The sequence below is a fragment of the Streptomyces sp. MAR4 CNX-425 genome, from assembly GCF_048656465.1.
Taxonomy (GTDB): Bacteria; Actinomycetota; Actinomycetes; order Streptomycetales; family Streptomycetaceae; genus Streptomyces.
Genome location: NZ_JBMDLF010000013.1, coordinates 208,698 through 227,355, shown reverse-complemented (window position 1 = coordinate 227,355; position 18,658 = coordinate 208,698). Strand labels below are relative to the sequence as shown.

Below are 18,658 nucleotides of genomic sequence, written 5' to 3'. Positions count from 1 at the left end.
GTGTGAGCTACAGCGTGAAGGAAACTTTCAGTCCGGACACCCCGACCGGGCCCGCGCCGCCCGCGCCCGCGGCCCTCGCGGCCAAGGTGCGCACGGTCGCGCCGTCCATGACGCGCTCCATGCAGCGCGTCGCCGAGGCCGTCGCCGGGGACCCGGCCGGCTGCGCCGCGCTCACCGTCACCGGCCTCGCGGAGCGCACCGGTACGTCCGAGGCCACCGTGGTGCGGACGGCGCGGCTCCTCGGGTACCCCGGATACCGCGACCTCCGGCTCGCCCTCGCCGCCGCGGCGGCGCAGCAGGAGGCCGGGCGGGCGCCGTCGGTCACCGCGGACATAGCGGTGGACGACTCGATGGCCGACGTCATCGCCAAGCTCGCGCGCGACGAGCAGCAGGCCCTCGCGGACACCGCGGCCGGGCTCGACCCCGTGCAGGTGGAGGCGGCCATCGCCGCCATGGCCACCGCCCGGCGGATCGACGTGTACGGCATCGGCGCCTCCAACCTCGTCGGCCAGGACCTGGTGCAGAAGCTGCTGCGCATCGGCGTCGTGGCGCACGCCTCGCCGGACCCGCACCTGGCCGTGACCAACGCCGTGCAGCTGCGCGCGGGTGACGTGGCCATCGCGATCACCCACTCGGGCCGCACGGTCGACGTCATAGAGCCGCTGCGCGTGGCGTTCGACCACGGGGCGACGACCGTGGCGATCACCGGCCGCCCGGACGGCCCCGTCGCGTCGTACGCCGATCACATACTCACCACGTCCACGGGTCGCGAGAGCGAGCTGCGGCCGGCGGCCATGTCCAGCCGGACAGGGCAACTGCTGGTCGTGGACTGCCTGTTCATAGGCGTGGCGCAGCGGACGTACGAACGGGCCGCCCCGGCGCTCGCCGCCTCGTACGAGGCGCTGGCCCACCGGCACAGCCCGCTCCGCCCGCGGTCCTGACGCCGCCCGCCGACACCGACGACATCCGACGGCACCCGATGCACCGGCGACCCGCCCCCGGCCCAGGCGCGGCCCGCGACAGCGGACGCGGCGGAGACGGGGGAGACGGCGGAAGCAGCGGACGCGGCGGAGACGGAGGACGCGGCGAGCACGGCGGAGACGGCGGTCCCTCCGGGGGCGCCCGACCCGCCGGGGGCGCCGGAAGGACCGGCGGCGCCCGGCACGCGACAGGTGCCGGACGCGCCCGAGGTGCCGGGCACCCCGGGTGCACCGCCGTAGCACGTACAGCTCACGTACGACGTACAGCCCACGCACCACCCCCGCACCGCCCCGTGCACGACCCCCCGCACCACCCCCCGCTCCGGCCTGCCCGACGACGTCCGCGCGGGCGTCCGACCGCCGGTGACCGCACCACGCAAGCCGCCGTGACCGACCCACCTCCGCGTGCGCGCACCGCCCACCGCGCGCCACGCACCGCATGGAAAGAGCCGCCCCGACATGCCCTCTCCCTCAGCCGACATCCGCCGGGAGCTGGAAAGCCTGACCACCGAAGCGTTCCGGCCCGAGCTGGCGGAGATCGACCGCCTCTCCAGCCTTGAGATCGCCAGAATCATGAACGAGGAGGACAGCGGCGTGCCGGGCGCGGTCGCCACGCAGCTGCCGCAGATCGCCGCCGCCATCGACGCCACCGCCGAACGGATGGCCCGCGGTGGCCGCCTCTTCTACCTGGGCGCCGGCACCGCCGGCCGCCTCGGGGTGCTGGACGCCAGCGAGTGCCCACCGACGTTCAACACCGACCCGTCGCAGGTCGTCGGCATGATCGCCGGTGGCGACAAGGCGATCCGCACCTCCACGGAGGGCGCGGAGGACAGCACGGAGCTGGCCGCCGCCGACCTGGCGGCGGCGGAGCTCGGCCCCGACGACACGGTCGTCGGCGTCTCCGCCTCCGGCCGCACGCCGTACGCCGTCGGCGGCGTGACGTTCGCCCGCGGCCGGGGGGCGCTGACCATCGGGCTGTCCTGCAACGCCGGTTCCGCGCTGTCCGCCGCCGCGCACCACGGCATCGAGGTCGTCGTCGGCCCGGAGCTGATCGCGGGCTCGACGCGGCTGAAGGCGGGCACGGCGCAGAAGCTCGTGCTCAACATGCTCTCGACGATCACGATGATCCGGCTGGGCAAGACGTACGGAAACCTGATGGTCGACGTGCGCGCCTCCAACGAGAAGCTCAAGGCGCGTTCGCGGCGCATCGTGGCGCTGGCGACAGGCGCGGGCGAGGAGGAGGTGGAGGCCGCCCTCGCGGAGACCGACGGGGAGGTGAAGAGCGCGATCCTCACCATCCTCGGCGGCGTCGACGGCAGCACGGCGGAGCGCCTTCTCGACGCCTCGCAGGGGCATCTGCGGGTGGCGCTGAAGTCCGCCACCGACGTGAGCTGACGCCACCCGGTTCGAGGCGGGGCAGGGCGGGGCGGAGCGGGTTGCGGCGGCCCGGCCCGGGTGGGCCTGGCCCCGGAGGCCGGGGCCGGGCGGGGGACATGCGGCGGCCGGGGCTGGGCTGGGCTGGACCGGGTGGGGCCGGGCTGTTCTGGGCCGGGTGCACCGGGCTGGCCGGGCGGCTTGCGCCGGGCTGGGTCGGGCTGTTCTGAGCTGCGTGCGCCGGCCTGGGCCGGGCGGCTTGCGCCGGGGTGGACCAGGCTGTTCTGAGCCGGGTGCGCCCGCCTGGGCCGGGCGGCTGGCGCCGGTTGGCGGCCGCTCCGTACGCCCGAGGGCGGCACCCCTTCGGGGTACCGCCCTCGGTTCGTCGTTCCGTCCGCGGACGGCCCGGATCAGAAGTCCATGTCGCCGCCGGGCATACCGCCCCCGGCCGCGGCCTTCTCCTTCTCCGGCTTGTCGGCGACGACGGCCTCGGTGGTGAGGAACAGGCCCGCGATCGACGCCGCGTTCTGCAGCGCGGAGCGGGTCACCTTCGCCGGGTCGATGATGCCTTCGGCGATCATGTCGACGTACTCGCCGCTGCCGGCGTTCAGGCCGTGGCCCGGGGTCAGGTTGCGCACCTTCTCCACCACGACGCCGCCCTCCAGGCCGGCGTTGACCGCGATCTGCTTCAGCGGGGCCTCCAGGGCCAGCTTCACCGCGGCGGCGCCGGTGGACTCGTCGCCCTCCAGCTCCAGCTTCTCGAAGACGTGACCGGCCTGCAGCAGGGCCACGCCGCCGCCGGCGACGATGCCCTCCTCGACGGCCGCCTTCGCGTTGCGCACGGCGTCCTCGATGCGGTGCTTGCGCTCCTTCAGCTCGACCTCGGTCGCCGCGCCGGCCTTGATGACGGCCACGCCGCCGGCCAGCTTGGCGAGCCGCTCCTGGAGCTTCTCGCGGTCGTAGTCGGAGTCGCTGGCGTCGATCTCGGCGCGGATCTGGTTGACCCGGCCCTGGACCTGCTCGCTGTCGCCGGAGCCGTCGACGATGGTGGTCTCGTCCTTGGTGATGACGACCTTGCGGGCGCGGCCGAGCAGGTCGAGACCGGCGTTCTCCAGCTTGAGGCCGACCTCCTCGGAGATGACCTGGCCACCGGTGAGGATGGCGATGTCGCCGAGCATGGCCTTGCGGCGGTCGCCGAAGCCCGGGGCCTTGACGGCGACGGACTTGAAGGTGCCGCGGATCTTGTTCACCACGAGGGTGGACAGGGCCTCGCCCTCGACATCCTCGGCGATGATCAGCAGCGGCTTGCCCGACTGCATGACCTTCTCCAGGAGCGGCAGCAGGTCCTTGACCGCGCTGATCTTGGAGTTCGCGATGAGGATGTACGGGTCCTCCAGCTCCGCCTCCATGCGCTCCATGTCGGTGGCGAAGTAGGCGGAGATGTAGCCCTTGTCGAAGCGCATGCCCTCGGTGAGCTCCAGCTCAAGACCGAAGGTCTGCGACTCCTCGACGGTGATGACGCCTTCCTTGCCGACCTTGTCCATGGCCTCGGCGATCAGCTCGCCGATCTGGGTGTCGGCGGCCGAGATGGAGGCGGTGGAGGCGATCTGCTCCTTGGTCTCCACGTCCTTGGCCTGCTCCAGCAGGGCGGCGGAGACGGCCTCGGTGGCCTTCTCGATGCCGCGCTTCAGCGCCATCGGGTTGGCGCCGGCGGCCACGTTGCGCAGGCCCTCCTTGACGAGCGCCTGGGCCAGGACGGTCGCGGTCGTCGTGCCGTCACCGGCGACGTCGTCCGTCTTCTTCGCGACCTCCTTGACCAGCTCGGCGCCGATCTTCTCGTACGGGTCCTCGAGCTCGATCTCCTTGGCGATGGAGACACCGTCGTTCGTGATCGTGGGGGCGCCCCACTTCTTCTCAAGGACGACGTTCCGGCCCTTGGGGCCCAGGGTGACGCGGACGGCGTCGGCGAGCTGGTTCATGCCGCGCTCAAGGCCGCGCCGCGCCTCCTCGTCGAACGCGATGGTCTTGGCCATTGTGTTGAGTCCTCCCGGACAGGGGGGTGGTCTGTGTCCGGACCGCGCTGGCGCCCGCGACGGACGGTCCGCGACCCGCGTGGTTCCCTCCCACCCGGCGTACGGACCTCACCGAACCGGTCCCGTGCTGTCACTCTCACGGGGAGAGTGCTAACGCCAATGATTAGCACTCGCCCCCTGCGAGTGCAAGCGGGTACGGGCTTCTCGGGGCTTCTCACGCGCAGAGCGGAACCGGGCGGCGGCACCGGGCGGCGGGGCGGCGGCCGTACAGCAGAGAGCCCGCACCCCCGGCGGGGGTGCGGGCCCATCGCAAGTCGTACGTGGTCGATGCCCGGCGCTCAGCCGTTGACGCGGACCATGTCTGCCTGCGGCCCCTTCTGGCCCTGCGAGATCTCGAACTCGACCCGCTGGCCTTCCTCGAGGGTGCGGTACCCGTCCATCTGAATCGCGCTGTAGTGGACGAAGACATCCGCACCACCGTCGACCGCGATGAAGCCGTACCCCTTCTCCGCGTTGAACCACTTGACGGTGCCCTGAGCCATTCCAAACTCCCCTATTGCTGGCCCTTACACAGGACCGCACTCCGCGGACCCGGGTCAGACCTCACCCCCGGATGCACGCCGGGGCGTGCGCCGGAACGCGTCGACCGCGGCTGAATGTATCCGCACAGATGCCCAGTGCAACAGGTCAATCGGACGAGAATTCTGCGGACACCTGATCGGTATTTTTCCGATCAATACCCGGCATTCAACGACAACTCGGGCAGGGCATAACTGACCATCACGACAAATAACTCTCCGCAATTACCCGGAACTTGTCGCGTTCTCATATACATGGAGCAAGGACCACGAGGGGGGAACCCCCTCACCCTATCGCGTGCACGGACATGCGAACGGCCCCACTCCGGATAGGTGGGGCCGTGCACGCGGCGGCGGGGGTCAGCAGCCCCCGGCGACCGCCGGGATGATCGACACCCCCGCCCCCTCCGGAGTGGGAGTCTGCAGGCCATCGGCGAAGCGGACGTCGTCATCGTTCACGTAGACGTTCACGAATCGGCGCAGCTTGCCTTGATCGTCCAGCACCCGCGCGGCGATCCCGCGGTGGTTCTTCTCCAGGTCTTCGATCACGTCGGCCAGGGTCGCGCCCTCGGCGCTCACCTCGGCCCGGCCGTCTGTATACGTACGAAGGATGGTCGGAATTCGGACGTTCACGCTCATGATGCGAGGCCAGCCTCTCGGAAGGAGTCGAGTGTGGGACGGATGATCGCGCTCGGCCCCGTGGTGGCGGCGACCGCGTCGAGAGTCTTCAGGCCGTCGCCGGTGTTGATCGCGACGGTGGTCTCGGCCGGGTCGATCCGGCCGTCCGCGACGAGCTTCGCCAGCACGCCGAACGTCACGCCGCCCGCCGTCTCCGCGAAGACGCCCTCGGTACGGGCCAGCAGCTTGACCGCGTCGACGACCTCCGCGTCCGTGACGTCCTCCACCGCACCCCCGGTACGGCGCGCCACGTCCAGCACATACGGGCCGTCGGCCGGGTTCCCGATCGCCAGGGACTTGGCGATCGTGTCCGGCCGCACGGGACGTACGACGTCGTGGCCGTCCTTGTAGGCCCGCGAGACCGGCGAGCAGCCGGCCGCCTGAGCCCCGAAGATCCGGTACGGGCGCTCCTCGACCAGCCCCGTCGCGATCAGCTCCTTCAGCCCCTTGTCGATCTTCGTGAGCTGGGAGCCGGAAGCCACCGGAATGACGATGTTGTCCGGGAGCCGCCAGCCGAGCTGCTCGCAGATCTCGTACGCCAGAGTCTTCGAGCCCTCCGCGTAGTACGGCCGCAGGTTGACGTTCGTGAAGCCCCAGCCCTCCCCCGCCGAATCGCCGATCAGCTCCGAACAGAAGCGGTTCACGTCGTCGTACGTGCCCTCGATACCGACGACGTCCCCGCCGTAGACCGCCGCCATCACGACCTTCGCGTGCTCCAGGTCGTACGGGATGAACACGCACGACCGCAGCCCCGCCCGCGCCGCCGCCGCGCCGACCGCACCCGCCAGGTTGCCCGTGGAGGAACAGGACAGCGTGGTGAAACCGAACGCACGGGCCGCCTCGACGGCGATGGCGACGACACGGTCCTTGAAGGAGTGCGTGGGATTGCCGGAGTCGTCCTTGACATGCAGCTCGCCCGTGACACCCAGCTCGGCCGCGAGCCGGTCCGCACGGTGCAACCGGGTGAAGCCCGGATTCAGATTCGGCTTGCCCGCCACATCGGCCGGCACCGGCAGCAGCGGCGCGTACCGCCAGATACTCCGCGGCCCGGCCTCGATACGCTCCCGCAGCCGCGCGGCGGACGCCGCGTCACCACCGGGCAGGTCGTACGCCGCCTCCAGCGGCCCGAAACACGACAGGCACGCGAAAACGGGACCCAGCGGCACCCGCTCCCCGCACTCCCGGCAGGACAGCGCGACGGCCGGACCCAGATCGGGGGCGCCATCGACGGCGGTGGGGGTGGCAGCTGTCTCTACAGCCATACTGGCGAGGCCCTCTCTCCTCATCTTCCCCGCGACGCATCTCGCCGCAGGACGGAATTGGCACCATCACCGTCCGGGGCCTCGCAGCGTCGCGAGTGCCGGACGGAGGGTTGCCGGGGCTTCAACGGGCCGTTCCCTCTGCCCCTCTGGATGAGCTCTGTATGGCACCGGCCAGGCCGGAGCATTTGTCCCGCGCACCGACCCCGACATAGGGACGGCACGCGCGTTGTTCAAGACTGTAACCGACGACCAGGACAGTTGTGAGGACGCGTCCGATACGCGAGACAGCCCTCACACCGCACAGGACCACCGGCAAGGGGAGGCCCGCAGGTGCTCGAAGACGTGGAGCAGTGGCTGAAGACACGGTCCTGGTCCGCGGCTGACCGGCCGCGGGCCCGGCTCCTCGCCGCCAAACGGGCACTGGGAGCGCGCGGAACCGTCAGCGTCGTCCTGCCCGCGCTGAACGAAGAGGCGACGGTCGGGCAGATCGTCGCGGCGATCCGGGCGGAGCTGATGGCGCCGCAAGGCGCAGCGGAGGGGAACGGGGCGAAGGGCGGCAGGGCGGAGGGCGACCCGCTCGTGGACGAGCTGATCGTGCTCGACTCCGGCTCCACCGACCGCACGGCGGAAGTCGCCGCCGCGGCGGGCGCACGGGTCGTACACCGCGACGAAGTACTCCCGCGAGTGCCGGCGGCACCCGGCAAAGGCGAGGTGCTGTGGCGATCGCTGCTGGTGACACGGGGCGAGATCGTCTGCTTCGTCGACGCGGACCTGCGGGACTTCGACCCGGCGTTCGTCAGCGGGATCGTGGGCCCGCTGCTGACGGAGCCGGACGTGGAGTTCGTGAAGGCGGTGTACGACAGGCCGCTGGGCGGCGGCGCGGTGAGCCCTGGCGGACAGGGCGGGCGGGTGACGGAGCTGGTGGCCCGGCCACTGCTGAACCTCCACTGGCCCCTGCTGGCCGGCTTCGTCCAGCCGCTCGGCGGCGAGTACGCGGCACGGCGCTCCCTCCTGGAACGGCTGCCCTTCCCGGTGGGATACGGCGTGGAGCTCGGCCTGCTCGTCGACGCACTGCACACCGTGGGACTGGACGCACTCGCCCAGGTCGACGTCGGCGCCCGCCGCCACCGCCACCAGGACGACCGGGCCCTCGGCCGCATGGCCGCGGCAATCTACCGCACCGCGCAGCTGCGGCTGGCGCGGGGACACCTCGTGCGGCCGCGGCTGACGCAGTTCGAGCGCGGGGCGGGCGGGGAGTTCGAACCACGGACGTACGGGGTGGACACGGAGGAGCGGCCGCCGATGCGGGAGATCCCCGAGTACGCGAGCCTGCGCCGGGCGGGCCGGGGCGGGGTACGGGGCCGGGGCCGCGGCGAGGCGGACCCGGGGGCGACGGTGGCGTAGGGGGTGGGGGGGATCCCCGTACCCGCCCCTTCCCGAAACTCAGGGCTGCGCCCCGAGCCCCGCCGGGAGCTCCGCCCCCGCACCCCCGGGGCTCCGCCCCGAACCCCGCCGAGCGGTCCACCCCCGTCGGGCTGACCGCCGGGGGCTCCGCCCCCCGAGCCCCCACCGGGGCTCCGCCCCGGCACCCCCGCGGGGCTCCGCCCCGAACCCCACAGTGCGCGACACCCGCCACCGGGGCTCCGCCCCGAACCCCGCCGAGCGCTCGCCCCACTGGAGCTGCTCGCCGGGGGCTCCGCCCCCGAACCCCCGCGGGACTGCGCCCCGGGCCCTCACGGCTGCCCCGGCCCCCTCCGGAGACCCCGCCTCCACCCCCACCGGGGCTCCGCCCCGAAACCCCACGGGACAGCGCACCGGACCCCGCCAAGGCTCCGCCCCCGCTCCCCCCGGGCCTGCATCCCGGACCCCACGGCGCTCCACCTCCCCACGGGGCTCCGCTGCCGCTCCCGCCGGGCCTGCGCCCCGGACCCCACGGCGCTCCACCTCCCCACGGGGCTCCGCCCCGCACCCCCACCGGGGCTCGGCCCCCGCACCCCCACCGGGGCTCGGCCCCCGCACCCCCCGCGGGGCTCCGCCCCGAACCCCACCGCGCGGCACCCGCCACCGGGCTCCGCCCCCCACCGCCGCCCGGCTCCGCACCGAACCTCCGCCGCCTCCGACCGCCGCCCGGCTCCGGACCGAACCCCCGCCGCCCCCGCAACCGCCCCCGTGGTGCTCCGCCCCCTCCGGGCCTCCCGCCCCCCTCCGGGGCCCCCGCCCCGGCCGTCCCCGCGGCCCCCGCGGAGCGGGTGGTGTCCTCCGGCCACACCGCCCTGCCCGCGTTTCACCGGCCCCCTCCGCGGCTAGGCTCGGCCCATGGCCGAGCCCCCGCGTGCCCCCCTCCTCGTCGCCTCCAACCGCGGCCCCGTCTCCTACTCCCTCCGCGACGACGGCGACCTCGCCGCCCGTCGCGGCGGCGGCGGGCTCGTCTCCGGGCTCAGCGCCGTCGGCCCCGACGCCGGGGCGCTGTGGGTGTGCGCCGCCCTCGGGGACGGGGACCGGGAGGCCGTGCGGCGCGGGGTGGCGGAGCCCGGGGTGCGGATGCTCGGCATCGACCCCGGCGTCTTCCACGACGCCTACAACGGCGTCGCGAACTCCGTGCTGTGGTTCGTCCACCACATGCTCTACGACATCCCCGTCTCCCCCGTCTTCGACGCCGCCTTCCGCCGCCGCTGGGCCGCCTACGAGACGTACAACCGCGCCTTCGCCGACGCCCTCGCCGACGGCGCCGAGCACGGCGCGGCCGTGCTCGTGCAGGACTACCACCTCTGCCTGGTGCCCCGGATGCTCCGCGAGCGCCGACCCGACCTCAGGATCTCGCACTTCACGCACACCCCTTGGGCCCCGCCCGAATACTTCCGCCTCCTCCCCGACGACATCGCCGCCGCCCTTCTCCGCGGGCTCCTCGGCGCCGACCGCGTCGGCTTCCACACCCGCCGCTGGGCCGAAGCCTTCGTCTCCTGCTGCTTCGACGTCCTCGGCAACGAGACCGACTCCTACCGGGAGAAGACCTCCTGGCGCGTCGACTCCGCCCTCCCCGACCGCCGCGGCAAGCGCACCACGTTCGTCGACGTGCACGCCCTCGGCGCCGACGCCGGCTTCCTGCGCGAACGCTCCCGCCGCCCCGACGTCGCCGAGCGGATGACCGCCCTCCGCGCGCAGATCGGCGGCGCCGACCGCCACGTCCTCGTCCGCGTCGACCGCACCGAGCTGTCGAAGAACATCGTCCGCGGCCTCCTCGCCTACCGCCGCCTGCTGGAGCGGCGGCCCGAGTGGCGCGGGCGGGTGGTGAAGCTGGCGTTCGCGTACCCGTCGCGGCAGGACCTGGCCGTGTACCGGGACTACACCGCCGAGGTCGCCCGCCTCGCCGCGGAGATCAACGAGACGTACGGCACGGACGGCTGGCAGCCCGTCGTGCTGCACGTCGAGGACGACTTCGCCCGCTCCCTCGCCGCGTACCGCCTCGCCGACGTGGCGCTGGTCAACCCGCTGCGCGACGGCATGAACCTGGTCGCGAAGGAGATCCCGGTGGTCTCGGACGACGGCTGCGCGCTGGTGCTGTCGCGGGACGCGGGCGCGTACGCCGATCTCGGCGAGGACGCGCTCGTCGTGCACCCGTACGACGTGGAGGCCACGGCGGAGGCGCTGCACGCGGCGCTGTCGATGCCGCGCGACGAACGCGCCCGCCGGACCGAGCGGCTCGCCGCGGCGGCCACGGCGCTGCCGCCGCAGGAGTGGTTCCTGGCGCAGCTGAACGCGCTGCGGGGGTAGCCAGGGGGTCGGGGCGGACCCCCGGGGGGGGCCTGCCCCGACGCGGTCTGCCGCCGCACGGCGGCCCCGCGCGGCGCTCCCGGTACCGCGCCCCGCCCGGGGCGTCCTACGCGCCGAGCGCCGCCGCCAGCGCCGTCAGCAGCCCCACCACGCCCCCCGGCCCCGCCACCGTCACGTCCGCCCGGTCCGCCAGCGCGTCCGCGCCCTCGCCCGTCGCCGCCGCGCTGCACACCAGCAGTCCCGGCACCCCCTCCGCGCGCAGCGCGTCGACGGCGTCGTACGCGGCCAGGTCGCCGAGGTCGTCGCCGGCGTAGAGGACCGTGCGGGCGGTCGTCGCGCGCGTCAGGTCGGTGAGCGCGCGGCCCTTGTCGATGCCCGGGGGGCGGAGTTCGAGGACGAACCTGCCCGGCTCGACCACCAGGCCGTGCGCCGCCGCCAGGTCGTCGAGCGGCTTGCGCAGCGCGTCGGCGGCCTCGGCGGGGTGCGCGGCGCGGCGGGTGTGGACGGCGACGGCGCGGCCCTTGTCCTCGATCCATGTGCCCTGCCAGGCGCCGGCCGTCTCCAGCACCCCCGGCAGCTCGGCCTGGACGGCCGCCACGCCCGGGTGCGGTTGGGGGGTGCGCAGGGTGCCGGTGGCGGCGTCCCACTGCTCGGCGCCGTAGTGGCCGAGGACGCGCAGGTGCTCAAGGCCGGGGGCGCCGGCGAAGCCGCCGTACCGGACGGCGACGGCGGCGGGGCGGCCGGTGATGACCGCGACCGTGCCGACGCGTGGCGCGAGGCGGCTCAGGGCGGGTACGGCCCCGGGGTGGGCGCGTGCGGAGTCGGGGTCGGGGACGATCGGGGCGAGGGTGCCGTCGAAGTCGAAGGCGACGAGGGCCTGTGCCGGGTCGGCCAGCAGGGCCGCCAGGCCGGCGCGGCCCGCCTCGGTTCGGGGAACGGGGAGCTGTGCTGCGGAGGTGCTGCCCATGTCCAGGACCCTACCGGGCCGCGGTAACGTGCAGGGCATGTCTGAGGGTGACCGGGCGCTGAGCGAGCGGGACTTGGCCGTCCTGGCGCTGGAGACGCGCGCGTGGCCGGCGCCGGGGGCGAAGGAGCGGGCGATCCGGGAGCGTCTGGGGCTCTCCCCCACGCGCTACTACCAGCTGCTGAACGCGCTCCTGGACGACCCTCGCGCGCTCGCGCACGACCCGGTGACCGTGCACCGGCTGCGCCGCGTCCGGCAGGCCCGCCGCGACGCGCGGGAGGGCTGAGGCGCCCGTACGGGCCCGGCCGGGGTCACTCCTCCGTCGAGGACGCCGACTCCGCGATGCTCTGCAGGTTCGACAGCACCCGCTCGGGCGGCTCGCCGCCCGCCTCGGCGGCCTTGCCTATCTGCTTCTTCAGCTCGGCGTTCACCCGCGCCCACGACGTCTTGTTGTCCGGGTAGAAGGTGGCGGTCTGGAGCTGGTCCAGGAACGGCTGGAGGTCCTGGCGGCCCTGGCTCAGCTTCTCCACCCCGGAGATGGTGGTCGGCAGCAGGTCGTAGCGCTGCGTGAACTTCAGCACGTTCGTGTCCTCGAAGAGGAAGTCGAGGAACGCTCCGATCTCCGACCGGTGGCCGTTGGCCTTGAACGCCATGACCCAGTCGGCGACGCCGAGGGTGGACTCCGACGGGCCGTCCTTGCCCGGCAGCTTCAGCGCGATGCCGAAGTCGACGTCGGCCCGCCGCAGGTCCTGCATCAGCGTCGGGTGGCCGAAGGCCATGCCGACGTCGCCCTTGGCGAAGTCGGCGAAGGCGGTGCGCCGGTTGGTCTCGGACGGCGCGGGGTAGGTGAGGCCGCCGCCGACGAGGTTGTCGCGTATCCAGTTGAAGGTGTGGATGTTCTGTTCGGAGTCGATCGTGTAGCTGCCGACGTCGTCCGTGTACGCGCCGCCGCCGCTGATCATCCACATCAGCGTCTCGGCCTGCGCCTCCTCGGGGCCGAGCGGGAGCGCGTACGGGATCTTCACCCCGACGTCCTTGAGGGCCTGCGCGACGTCGAGCAGCTCGTCCCAGTCCTTGGGCGCGTCCTCGGGGTCGGTGCTCAGGCCCGCCGCCTCGAAGTGCGACTTGTTGTAGAACAGCAGCCGCGAGCTGGACACGAAGGGCATGCCGTACTGGACCCGGTTGACCTCGCCGGCGGTGGCGAGGCTGGGCACGAAGTTGGCCTGGGTGGGGATGGAGAGCAGCTGGTCGGTGCTGTAGAGCATGTCGCGGGCGCTGTACTCGGCGTACGGGCCCATCTGCGCGATGTCCGGCGGGTTGCCGTCCTCGACCATCCTGTCGACCTTGGCGTCGATGTCCTCCCACGGGATGATCTCGATCTCGACCGAGATGCCCGCCGTCTGGTTGGAGAACTTCGCGGCGAGCTGCTCCCAGTAGCGCCGGGAGGTGTCGGACTCGCCCGTGCCGTACTCGGCGGCGACCACCCGCAGCGTGACATCGCCGCCGCCGCTGCCGTCCCCGCACGCGCTCAGCGGTAGGGCCGCCGCTCCCGCGGCACCCGCTGCCGCCTTCAGAAATCCACGCCGCTGCACAGCTTTAGCCCACCTCGTACAGAATCATCTGAGGGGGCGAGTCTGACCGGATCGCCCCTCCCAGGTCTACACCAGAGGGATATCACTTCCGTAACCACCGCCCCTCTTCGGCCGCCGCCCGCCGTTGCCGCGCGGGGTGCCGGGCTGATAGGGAGACGGCGAGCTGAACCGCACGTCAACGGTCGCGGAACGGCGAGAAGCGCGCACGTACACCAGCACGACCCAGGGAGCCGCACCTCATGGCAGCCGCCGAACCGTCCCGCACCGCCGCCGAGATAGCCACCCAGCCGAGCTGCTGGCGCCGAGCCGGGCGGGAGGCCGAGACCGTGCCCGGGCTGCCGCGGCCCGGGGAGAGGGTGGCCGTGGTCGGCTGCGGCACGTCGTGGTTCATGGCGCAGGCGTACGCCGGGCTGCGCGAGGCCGCCGGGCAGGGGCACACGGACGCGTACGCCGCCTCGGAGTTCCCGGCCGGGCGGCGGTACGACCGGATGGTGGCGATCACCCGGTCCGGCACGACGACCGAGGTGCTGGACCTGCTGGCGGCGGTACGGGACGAGGCCGCCGGCACCGCGACCACCGCGCTCACGGCGGACGCCGGCACCCCGGTCGCCGCGGCCGCGGACGACCTGGTCACGCTGGCGTACGCGGACGAGGAGTCGGTGGTCCAGACCCGGTTCGCGACGACGGCGCTGGCGCTGCTGCGCGCCGGGCTGGAGCTGCACGGGGCGCCGGCGGCGGGTGTGAGGCCCGTCACCGACGCGGCGGTGGACGCGGAGCTGGCCGTGACCCAGCCGCTGCCGGCGGAGCTGGCGGCGGCGGTGCAGTGGACGTTCCTGGGCCGCGGCTGGACCTGCGGTCTCGCGGCGGAGGCGGCGCTGAAGATGCGCGAGGCGGCCGGGGCCTGGACCGAGAGCTATCCGGCGATGGAGTACCGGCACGGGCCGATGGCGATCACCGGGCCGGGGCGGGCGGTGTGGCACTTCGGCGAGCTGCCGGAGGGGCTGGCGGCGGACGTGGGCCGGGTCGGCGGCCACCTGAGCGCGGAGTCGACGGCGCGCGGGCTGGACCCGATGGCAGACCTGGTACGGGCGCAGCGGCTGGCGGTGGCCGTGGCGGAGGCGAAGGGGTACGACCCGGACCGGCCCCGGAACCTGACGCGGAGCGTGGTCCTCCGGTAGGCCGGACGGCGGCGCAGGGGGCGCGCGGGGCGCGTACCGCGGGGCCTTTCCCCCGGGGGCACTTGACCGGATACCGGGCGAAACCGGACCCGCTGCCGCGACTGGACTAGACCTCTCGCCGCTTTACAAGCGAGACTGTCCCCCGTGAGACACGTCATCGCCCTCGATGTGGGCGGCACCGGCATGAAAGCCGCCCTCGTCGGGGCGGACGGCGCGCTGCTCCACGAGGCGCGCCGGGCGACCCCGCGGGACGCGGGGCCCGACGCCGTCGTCGCCGCCGTGCTGGACTTCGCCGCCGAGCTGCGCGACGCGGGAGCCGGGAAGTACGGGGAGCCGGCCGTCGCCGCCGGCGTCGCGGTACCCGGAATCGTGGACGACGCGGAGGGCGTCGCCGTGTTCTCGGCGAACCTCGGCTGGCGGGACGTACCGTTTCGCCGGCTCCTCGGCGAGCGGCTCTCCTGCCCCGTCGCCGTCGGCCACGACCTGCGTACCGGCGGGCTGGCCGAGGGGCGGCTCGGGGCGGCGCGCGGCGTGGACCGGTTCCTGTTCATCGCGCTGGGCACCGGGATCGCCGCCGCCATCGGCATCGACGGCCGCATCGAGCCCGGCGCGCACGGCTCCGCCGGCGAGATCGGGCACATCGTCGTACGCCCCGACGGGCCGCCCTGCGGCTGCGGGCAGCGCGGCTGCCTGGAGCGGCTGGCGTCCGCCTCCGCCGTCGGCGAGGCGTGGGCCCTGGCCTGCGGCGACCCGGGCGCGACGGCCGCGGACTGCGCCAAGGCCGTGGAGTCCGGCGACCCGCTCGCCGAGGCCGTCTGGCAGGACGCCGTCGACGCCCTCGCCGGCGGCCTGGTCACCGGCCTCACCCTGCTCGACCCCCGGCGCATCGTCGTCGGCGGCGGCCTCGCCGAGGCCGGCGACACCCTCTTCCGACCGCTGCTGCGCGCCGTCCGGGCGCGCGTCACGTTCCAGACAACTCCCCAGATCGTCCCGGCGGAGCTGGGAGACGCCGCCGCCTGCCTGGGCGCCGGGCAGCTCGCCTGGGACCTACTCGCCACGGAGGTAACCGCCTGATGCGGGATTCGATGCGGGATTCGACGCGGGAGGGCCGCACGGTACTCAGCGGCGCCCGGGTGGTCCAGCCGGCCGGCACCGTCGAGGACGCCCGGCTCACGGTCGCGGACGGCCGGATCGCCTCGGTGGCGCCGCGCGCCGCCGCCGCGGGGCCGGACGACCCCGCCGGCACCGACCCCGCCGGCACCGACCTCGGCGGCCACTGGATCGTCCCCGGCTTCGTCGACATCCACGTCCACGGCGCCGGCGGCGCGTCCTTCTCCGGCGGCACCCACGAGCAGGCCCGCACCGTCATCGACACCCACCGCGGCCACGGCACCACCACGATGCTCGCCTCCACCGTCACCGGCGACCTCGACGAACTCGCCCGGCAGGCCGGCGTCCTCGCCGAGCTGGCCGAGGACGGCGAGCTGGCCGGTATCCACTTCGAGGGCCCGTTCATCTCCCCGCACCGCTGCGGCGCGCACCAGCCGGCGCTGCTGCGCGACCCCGCGCCCGCCGACGTGCGCAAGCTCGTCGAGGCCGGCCGCGGGCAGACCCGGATGCTCACGCTGGCGCCGGAGCTGCCCGGCGGGCTCGACTCCGTACGCCTCCTCGCCGACAGCGGCGTCATCGCCGCCGTCGGCCACACCGACTCCTCGTACGACGCGGTCCGCGACGCCGTCGAGGCCGGCGCCACCGTCGCCACCCACCTCTTCAACGCCATGCCCGCGCTCGGCCACCGCGCCCCCGGGCCGGTCGCCGCGCTGCTGGAGGACGAGCGGGTCACCGTCGAGCTGATCGACGACGGCGTGCACCTGCACCCGGCCGTGCTCCAGCTGGCGTTCCGCCGCGCCGGGCGGGGCCGGGTCGCGTTCATCACCGACGCGATGGGCGCCGCCGGCATGGGAGACGGCCGCTACCCGCTCGGGCCGATGGAGGTCGAGGTGCGCGACGGGGTCGCCCGGCTGGCCGACGGCGGGTCGATCGCCGGCTCCACGCTGACGCTGGACTCCGCGTTCCGCCGGGCCGTCACCGTCGACGGGCTGGCGGTGGCGGACGTCGTGGACGCGCTGTCGGCGACGCCGGCGAAGCTGCTGGGCGCGTACGACCGGATCGGGTCGCTGGAACCGGGGAAGGACGCGGACCTCGTCGTGCTCGACGCCGACTTCGCGCTCGCGGGGGTCATGCGCAAGGGCGCGTGGATCCTCGAACCGGGCACCGCCGGCTGACACGGCCCGGCGGCGCGCTGTCGACGGCGCCGGGCCGCCATGGCAGGATCTTTCGTACGTATGTTCCTCACCGTCACACTCAACGCCGCACTCGACGTCACGTACCGGGTGCCGCGGCTGCGTGCCCACGAGTCGCACCGGATCACCGACGTCACGGAGCGCCCCGGCGGCAAGGGCCTGAACGTGGCCCGGGTGCTCGCCGCGCTCGGCCACCCGGTGACCGTCACCGGCTTCGTGGGCGGCCCCACCGGCGCGCACGTGCGCGCGCTGCTGGCCGCCGGGGCGGGGCCGGTGACGGACGCGCTGGTGGACGTCGCGGGCAACACGCGGCGCACGATCGCGGTGGTGGACGGCAGCACGGGCGACACCACGCAGCTCAACGAGGCGGGGCCGGAGGTCACGGCGGCGGAGTGGGCGGCGTTCCTGGACACGTACGGGACGCTGCTCGCGGGCGGCGGCGCGGGTGAAGGCACGGTCGCGGGCGGCGGCGCCGGCGCGGGTGAAGGCGCGGGCGGCGGCCGCGGCGGCGCGCCCGTACGGGCCGTGGCGCTGTGCGGCAGCCTGCCGCCCGGCGTGCCCGTCGGCGCGTACGCCGAGCTGGTGCGCGCCGCGCACGCCGCCGGCGTCCCCGTGCTCCTCGACACCAGCGGCGAGCCGCTGCGCCGCGGCGTCGCCGCCCGCCCCGGCCTCGTCAAGCCCAACGCCGCCGAGCTGGCCCAGCTCACCGGCTCCACCGAGCCGCTGCGCGCCGCCGACGACGCCCGCCGCCGCGGCGCCCACGCCGTCGCCGCCTCGCTCGGCGCCGACGGGCTGCTCGCCGTCACCGCCGACGGCACCTGGCGCGCCGCACCGCCGCGGCACGTGCCGGGCAATCCCACCGGCGCCGGCGACTCCGCCGTCGCCGGGCTGCTGTCCGGGCTCGCCGAGGGGCTGGACTGGCCCGCCCGGCTCGCCCGCGCGGTGGCGCTCTCCGCGGCGACGGTCGCCGCGCCGGTGGCGGGCGAGTTCGACGCCGCCACCTACGCGGAGACGCTGCCGCGGATCGAGATCACGTCGGGCCGCGGGGCGGCCCGGGAGGGGGCCTGAAGATGCCACTGACGACCACCGGAGAACTCGTCGCCGCCGCCCGGGCGGGCGGGCACGGCGTGGCCGCCTTCAACGTCATCACGTTGGAGCACGCCGAGGCCGTCGCCGCCGGCGCGGAGGCCGCGGGCGCGCCCGCGGTGCTCCAGGTCTCGGAGAACGCCGTACGGTTCCACGGCGGCCGGCTCGCGCCGCTGGCCGCCGCCGCGGCGGCCGTGGCGCGCGCCTCGTCCGCGCAGCTGTCGCTGCACCTGGACCACGTCGTCTCCGCCGACCTGCTGCGCTCCGCGCACGGGCTGGGCTTCAGCTCGGTGATGTTCGACGCCTCGAAGCAGTCCTACGCGGACAACGTCAAGACCACCGCGGAGGCGGTGCGCTGGGCGCACGAGCACGCGATGTGGATCGAGGCGGAGCTGGGGAAGGTCGGCGGCAAGGAGGGCGAGGCGCCGCTCGACGCGCACGCGCCGGGGGTGCGCACGGACCCGGCCGAGGCGGTGGCGTACGTCACGGACACCGGGGTCGACGCGCTGGCGGTCGCGGTGGGCAGCTCGCACGCCATGACCGAGCGCACGGCGGCGCTGGACCACGACCTGATCGCCCGGCTGCGGGCGGCGATCGCGGTGCCGCTGGTGCTGCACGGCTCGTCCGGGGTGCCGGACGGGGAGCTGCGGCGGGCGGTCGCGGCGGGGATGGTGAAGATCAACGTCGGTACGGCGCTGAACACCGCGTTCACCGCCGCGGTCCGCGGCCACCTGGACGCGCACCCGGACGTGGTGGACCCGCGCAAGTACCTGGCGGTGGGGCGGGACGCGATGGCGGGGACGGTGCGGCGGTTCCTGGGCGTGGTCGGCGGCTGACGGCCGCGGGTCCGCGGGCCCGG

At 74.5% G+C, this 18,658-nt stretch carries 16 protein-coding genes and 1 riboswitch; of the genes, 10 read left to right on the top strand and 6 right to left on the bottom strand.

The features are described from left to right. Positions 1-2 precede the first annotated feature (2 nt). Together ACHZ99_RS30260 and murQ are read left to right on the top strand one after the other, a co-directional pair. Positions 3-941, top strand: a complete 939-nt coding sequence (locus ACHZ99_RS30260) for a MurR/RpiR family transcriptional regulator (protein ID WP_420308006.1) — start codon at positions 3-5, stop codon at positions 939-941. Between the two features lie 498 nt (positions 942-1,439). After that, positions 1,440-2,375: an N-acetylmuramic acid 6-phosphate etherase gene (gene murQ, locus ACHZ99_RS30255; protein WP_420308005.1), complete on the top strand. Its 936-nt coding sequence runs from the start codon at positions 1,440-1,442 to the stop codon at positions 2,373-2,375. Between the two features lie 389 nt (positions 2,376-2,764). Here the strand turns inward: murQ and groL are convergent, their stop codons facing one another. The 4 genes from groL to thrC all read right to left on the bottom strand — a co-directional run bounded on the left by groL (position 2,765) and on the right by thrC (position 6,905). Further along, positions 2,765-4,387: a chaperonin GroEL gene (gene groL, locus ACHZ99_RS30250; RefSeq protein ID WP_420308004.1), complete on the bottom strand. Its 1,623-nt coding sequence runs from the start codon at positions 4,385-4,387 to the stop codon at positions 2,765-2,767. A gap of 338 nt (positions 4,388-4,725) precedes the next feature. After that, positions 4,726-4,929, bottom strand: coding sequence for a cold shock domain-containing protein (locus ACHZ99_RS30245; RefSeq protein WP_027756133.1), 204 nt, complete (start codon positions 4,927-4,929; stop codon positions 4,726-4,728). Positions 4,930-5,325: 396 nt separating this feature from the next. Beyond that, on the bottom strand, positions 5,326-5,604 hold the full coding sequence (locus ACHZ99_RS30240; RefSeq protein WP_420308003.1) for a MoaD/ThiS family protein: 279 nt from the start codon (positions 5,602-5,604) through the stop codon (positions 5,326-5,328). Further along, positions 5,601-6,905, bottom strand: a complete 1,305-nt coding sequence (thrC, locus tag ACHZ99_RS30235) for a threonine synthase (RefSeq protein ID WP_420308002.1) — start codon at positions 6,903-6,905, stop codon at positions 5,601-5,603. The genes ACHZ99_RS30240 and thrC overlap by 4 nt, the downstream gene beginning before the upstream one ends. A gap of 17 nt (positions 6,906-6,922) precedes the next feature. Further along, a riboswitch (SAM riboswitch) is annotated at positions 6,923-7,062 on the bottom strand. Between the two features lie 173 nt (positions 7,063-7,235). Here thrC and ACHZ99_RS30230 point away from each other — a divergent pair. Both ACHZ99_RS30230 and ACHZ99_RS30225 read left to right on the top strand, forming a co-directional pair. Then, entirely contained in the window at positions 7,236-8,309 is a 1,074-nt protein-coding gene (locus tag ACHZ99_RS30230) for a glucosyl-3-phosphoglycerate synthase (RefSeq protein ID WP_420308001.1), read from the top strand. A gap of 912 nt (positions 8,310-9,221) precedes the next feature. Beyond that, on the top strand, positions 9,222-10,676 hold the full coding sequence (locus ACHZ99_RS30225; protein WP_420308000.1) for an alpha,alpha-trehalose-phosphate synthase (UDP-forming): 1,455 nt from the start codon (positions 9,222-9,224) through the stop codon (positions 10,674-10,676). Between the two features lie 106 nt (positions 10,677-10,782). On the opposite strand, the gene otsB is transcribed toward ACHZ99_RS30225, so the two are convergent. Then, the gene (otsB, locus tag ACHZ99_RS30220; RefSeq protein ID WP_420307999.1) at positions 10,783-11,643 is read right to left on the bottom strand and encodes a trehalose-phosphatase; all 861 of its coding nucleotides are present in this window, start codon (positions 11,641-11,643) and stop codon (positions 10,783-10,785) included. Positions 11,644-11,680: 37 nt separating this feature from the next. On the opposite strand from otsB, the gene ACHZ99_RS30215 reads away from it, so the two are divergent. After that, positions 11,681-11,926, top strand: a complete 246-nt coding sequence (locus ACHZ99_RS30215) for a DUF3263 domain-containing protein (RefSeq protein WP_420307998.1) — start codon at positions 11,681-11,683, stop codon at positions 11,924-11,926. A gap of 25 nt (positions 11,927-11,951) precedes the next feature. Here ACHZ99_RS30215 and ACHZ99_RS30210 read toward each other — a convergent pair whose 3' ends face one another. After that, entirely contained in the window at positions 11,952-13,232 is a 1,281-nt protein-coding gene (locus ACHZ99_RS30210; protein ID WP_420307997.1) for an ABC transporter substrate-binding protein, read from the bottom strand. Between the two features lie 239 nt (positions 13,233-13,471). Between ACHZ99_RS30210 and ACHZ99_RS30205 the strand changes: the two genes are divergently transcribed. The 5 genes from ACHZ99_RS30205 (at position 13,472) to ACHZ99_RS30185 (ending at position 18,635) form a co-directional block, all read left to right on the top strand. Then, positions 13,472-14,410 (top strand): SIS domain-containing protein, encoded by a 939-nt coding sequence (locus ACHZ99_RS30205; protein WP_420307996.1) that lies wholly within the window; start codon positions 13,472-13,474, stop codon positions 14,408-14,410. A 144-nt stretch (positions 14,411-14,554) separates the two neighbouring features. After that, complete coding sequence (locus ACHZ99_RS30200; protein WP_420307995.1) at positions 14,555-15,484, top strand: ROK family protein; 930 nt, start codon at positions 14,555-14,557, stop codon at positions 15,482-15,484. After that, on the top strand, positions 15,484-16,695 hold the full coding sequence (gene nagA, locus ACHZ99_RS30195) for an N-acetylglucosamine-6-phosphate deacetylase (RefSeq protein ID WP_420307994.1): 1,212 nt from the start codon (positions 15,484-15,486) through the stop codon (positions 16,693-16,695). Before ACHZ99_RS30200 ends, nagA begins: the two co-directional genes overlap by 1 nt. A gap of 60 nt (positions 16,696-16,755) precedes the next feature. Beyond that, positions 16,756-17,781, top strand: coding sequence for a 1-phosphofructokinase family hexose kinase (locus tag ACHZ99_RS30190; RefSeq protein ID WP_420307993.1), 1,026 nt, complete (start codon positions 16,756-16,758; stop codon positions 17,779-17,781). 2 nt (positions 17,782-17,783) lie between these two features. After that, entirely contained in the window at positions 17,784-18,635 is an 852-nt protein-coding gene (locus tag ACHZ99_RS30185) for a class II fructose-bisphosphate aldolase (RefSeq protein WP_420307992.1), read from the top strand. The last annotated feature ends 23 nt before the right edge of the window (positions 18,636-18,658 follow it).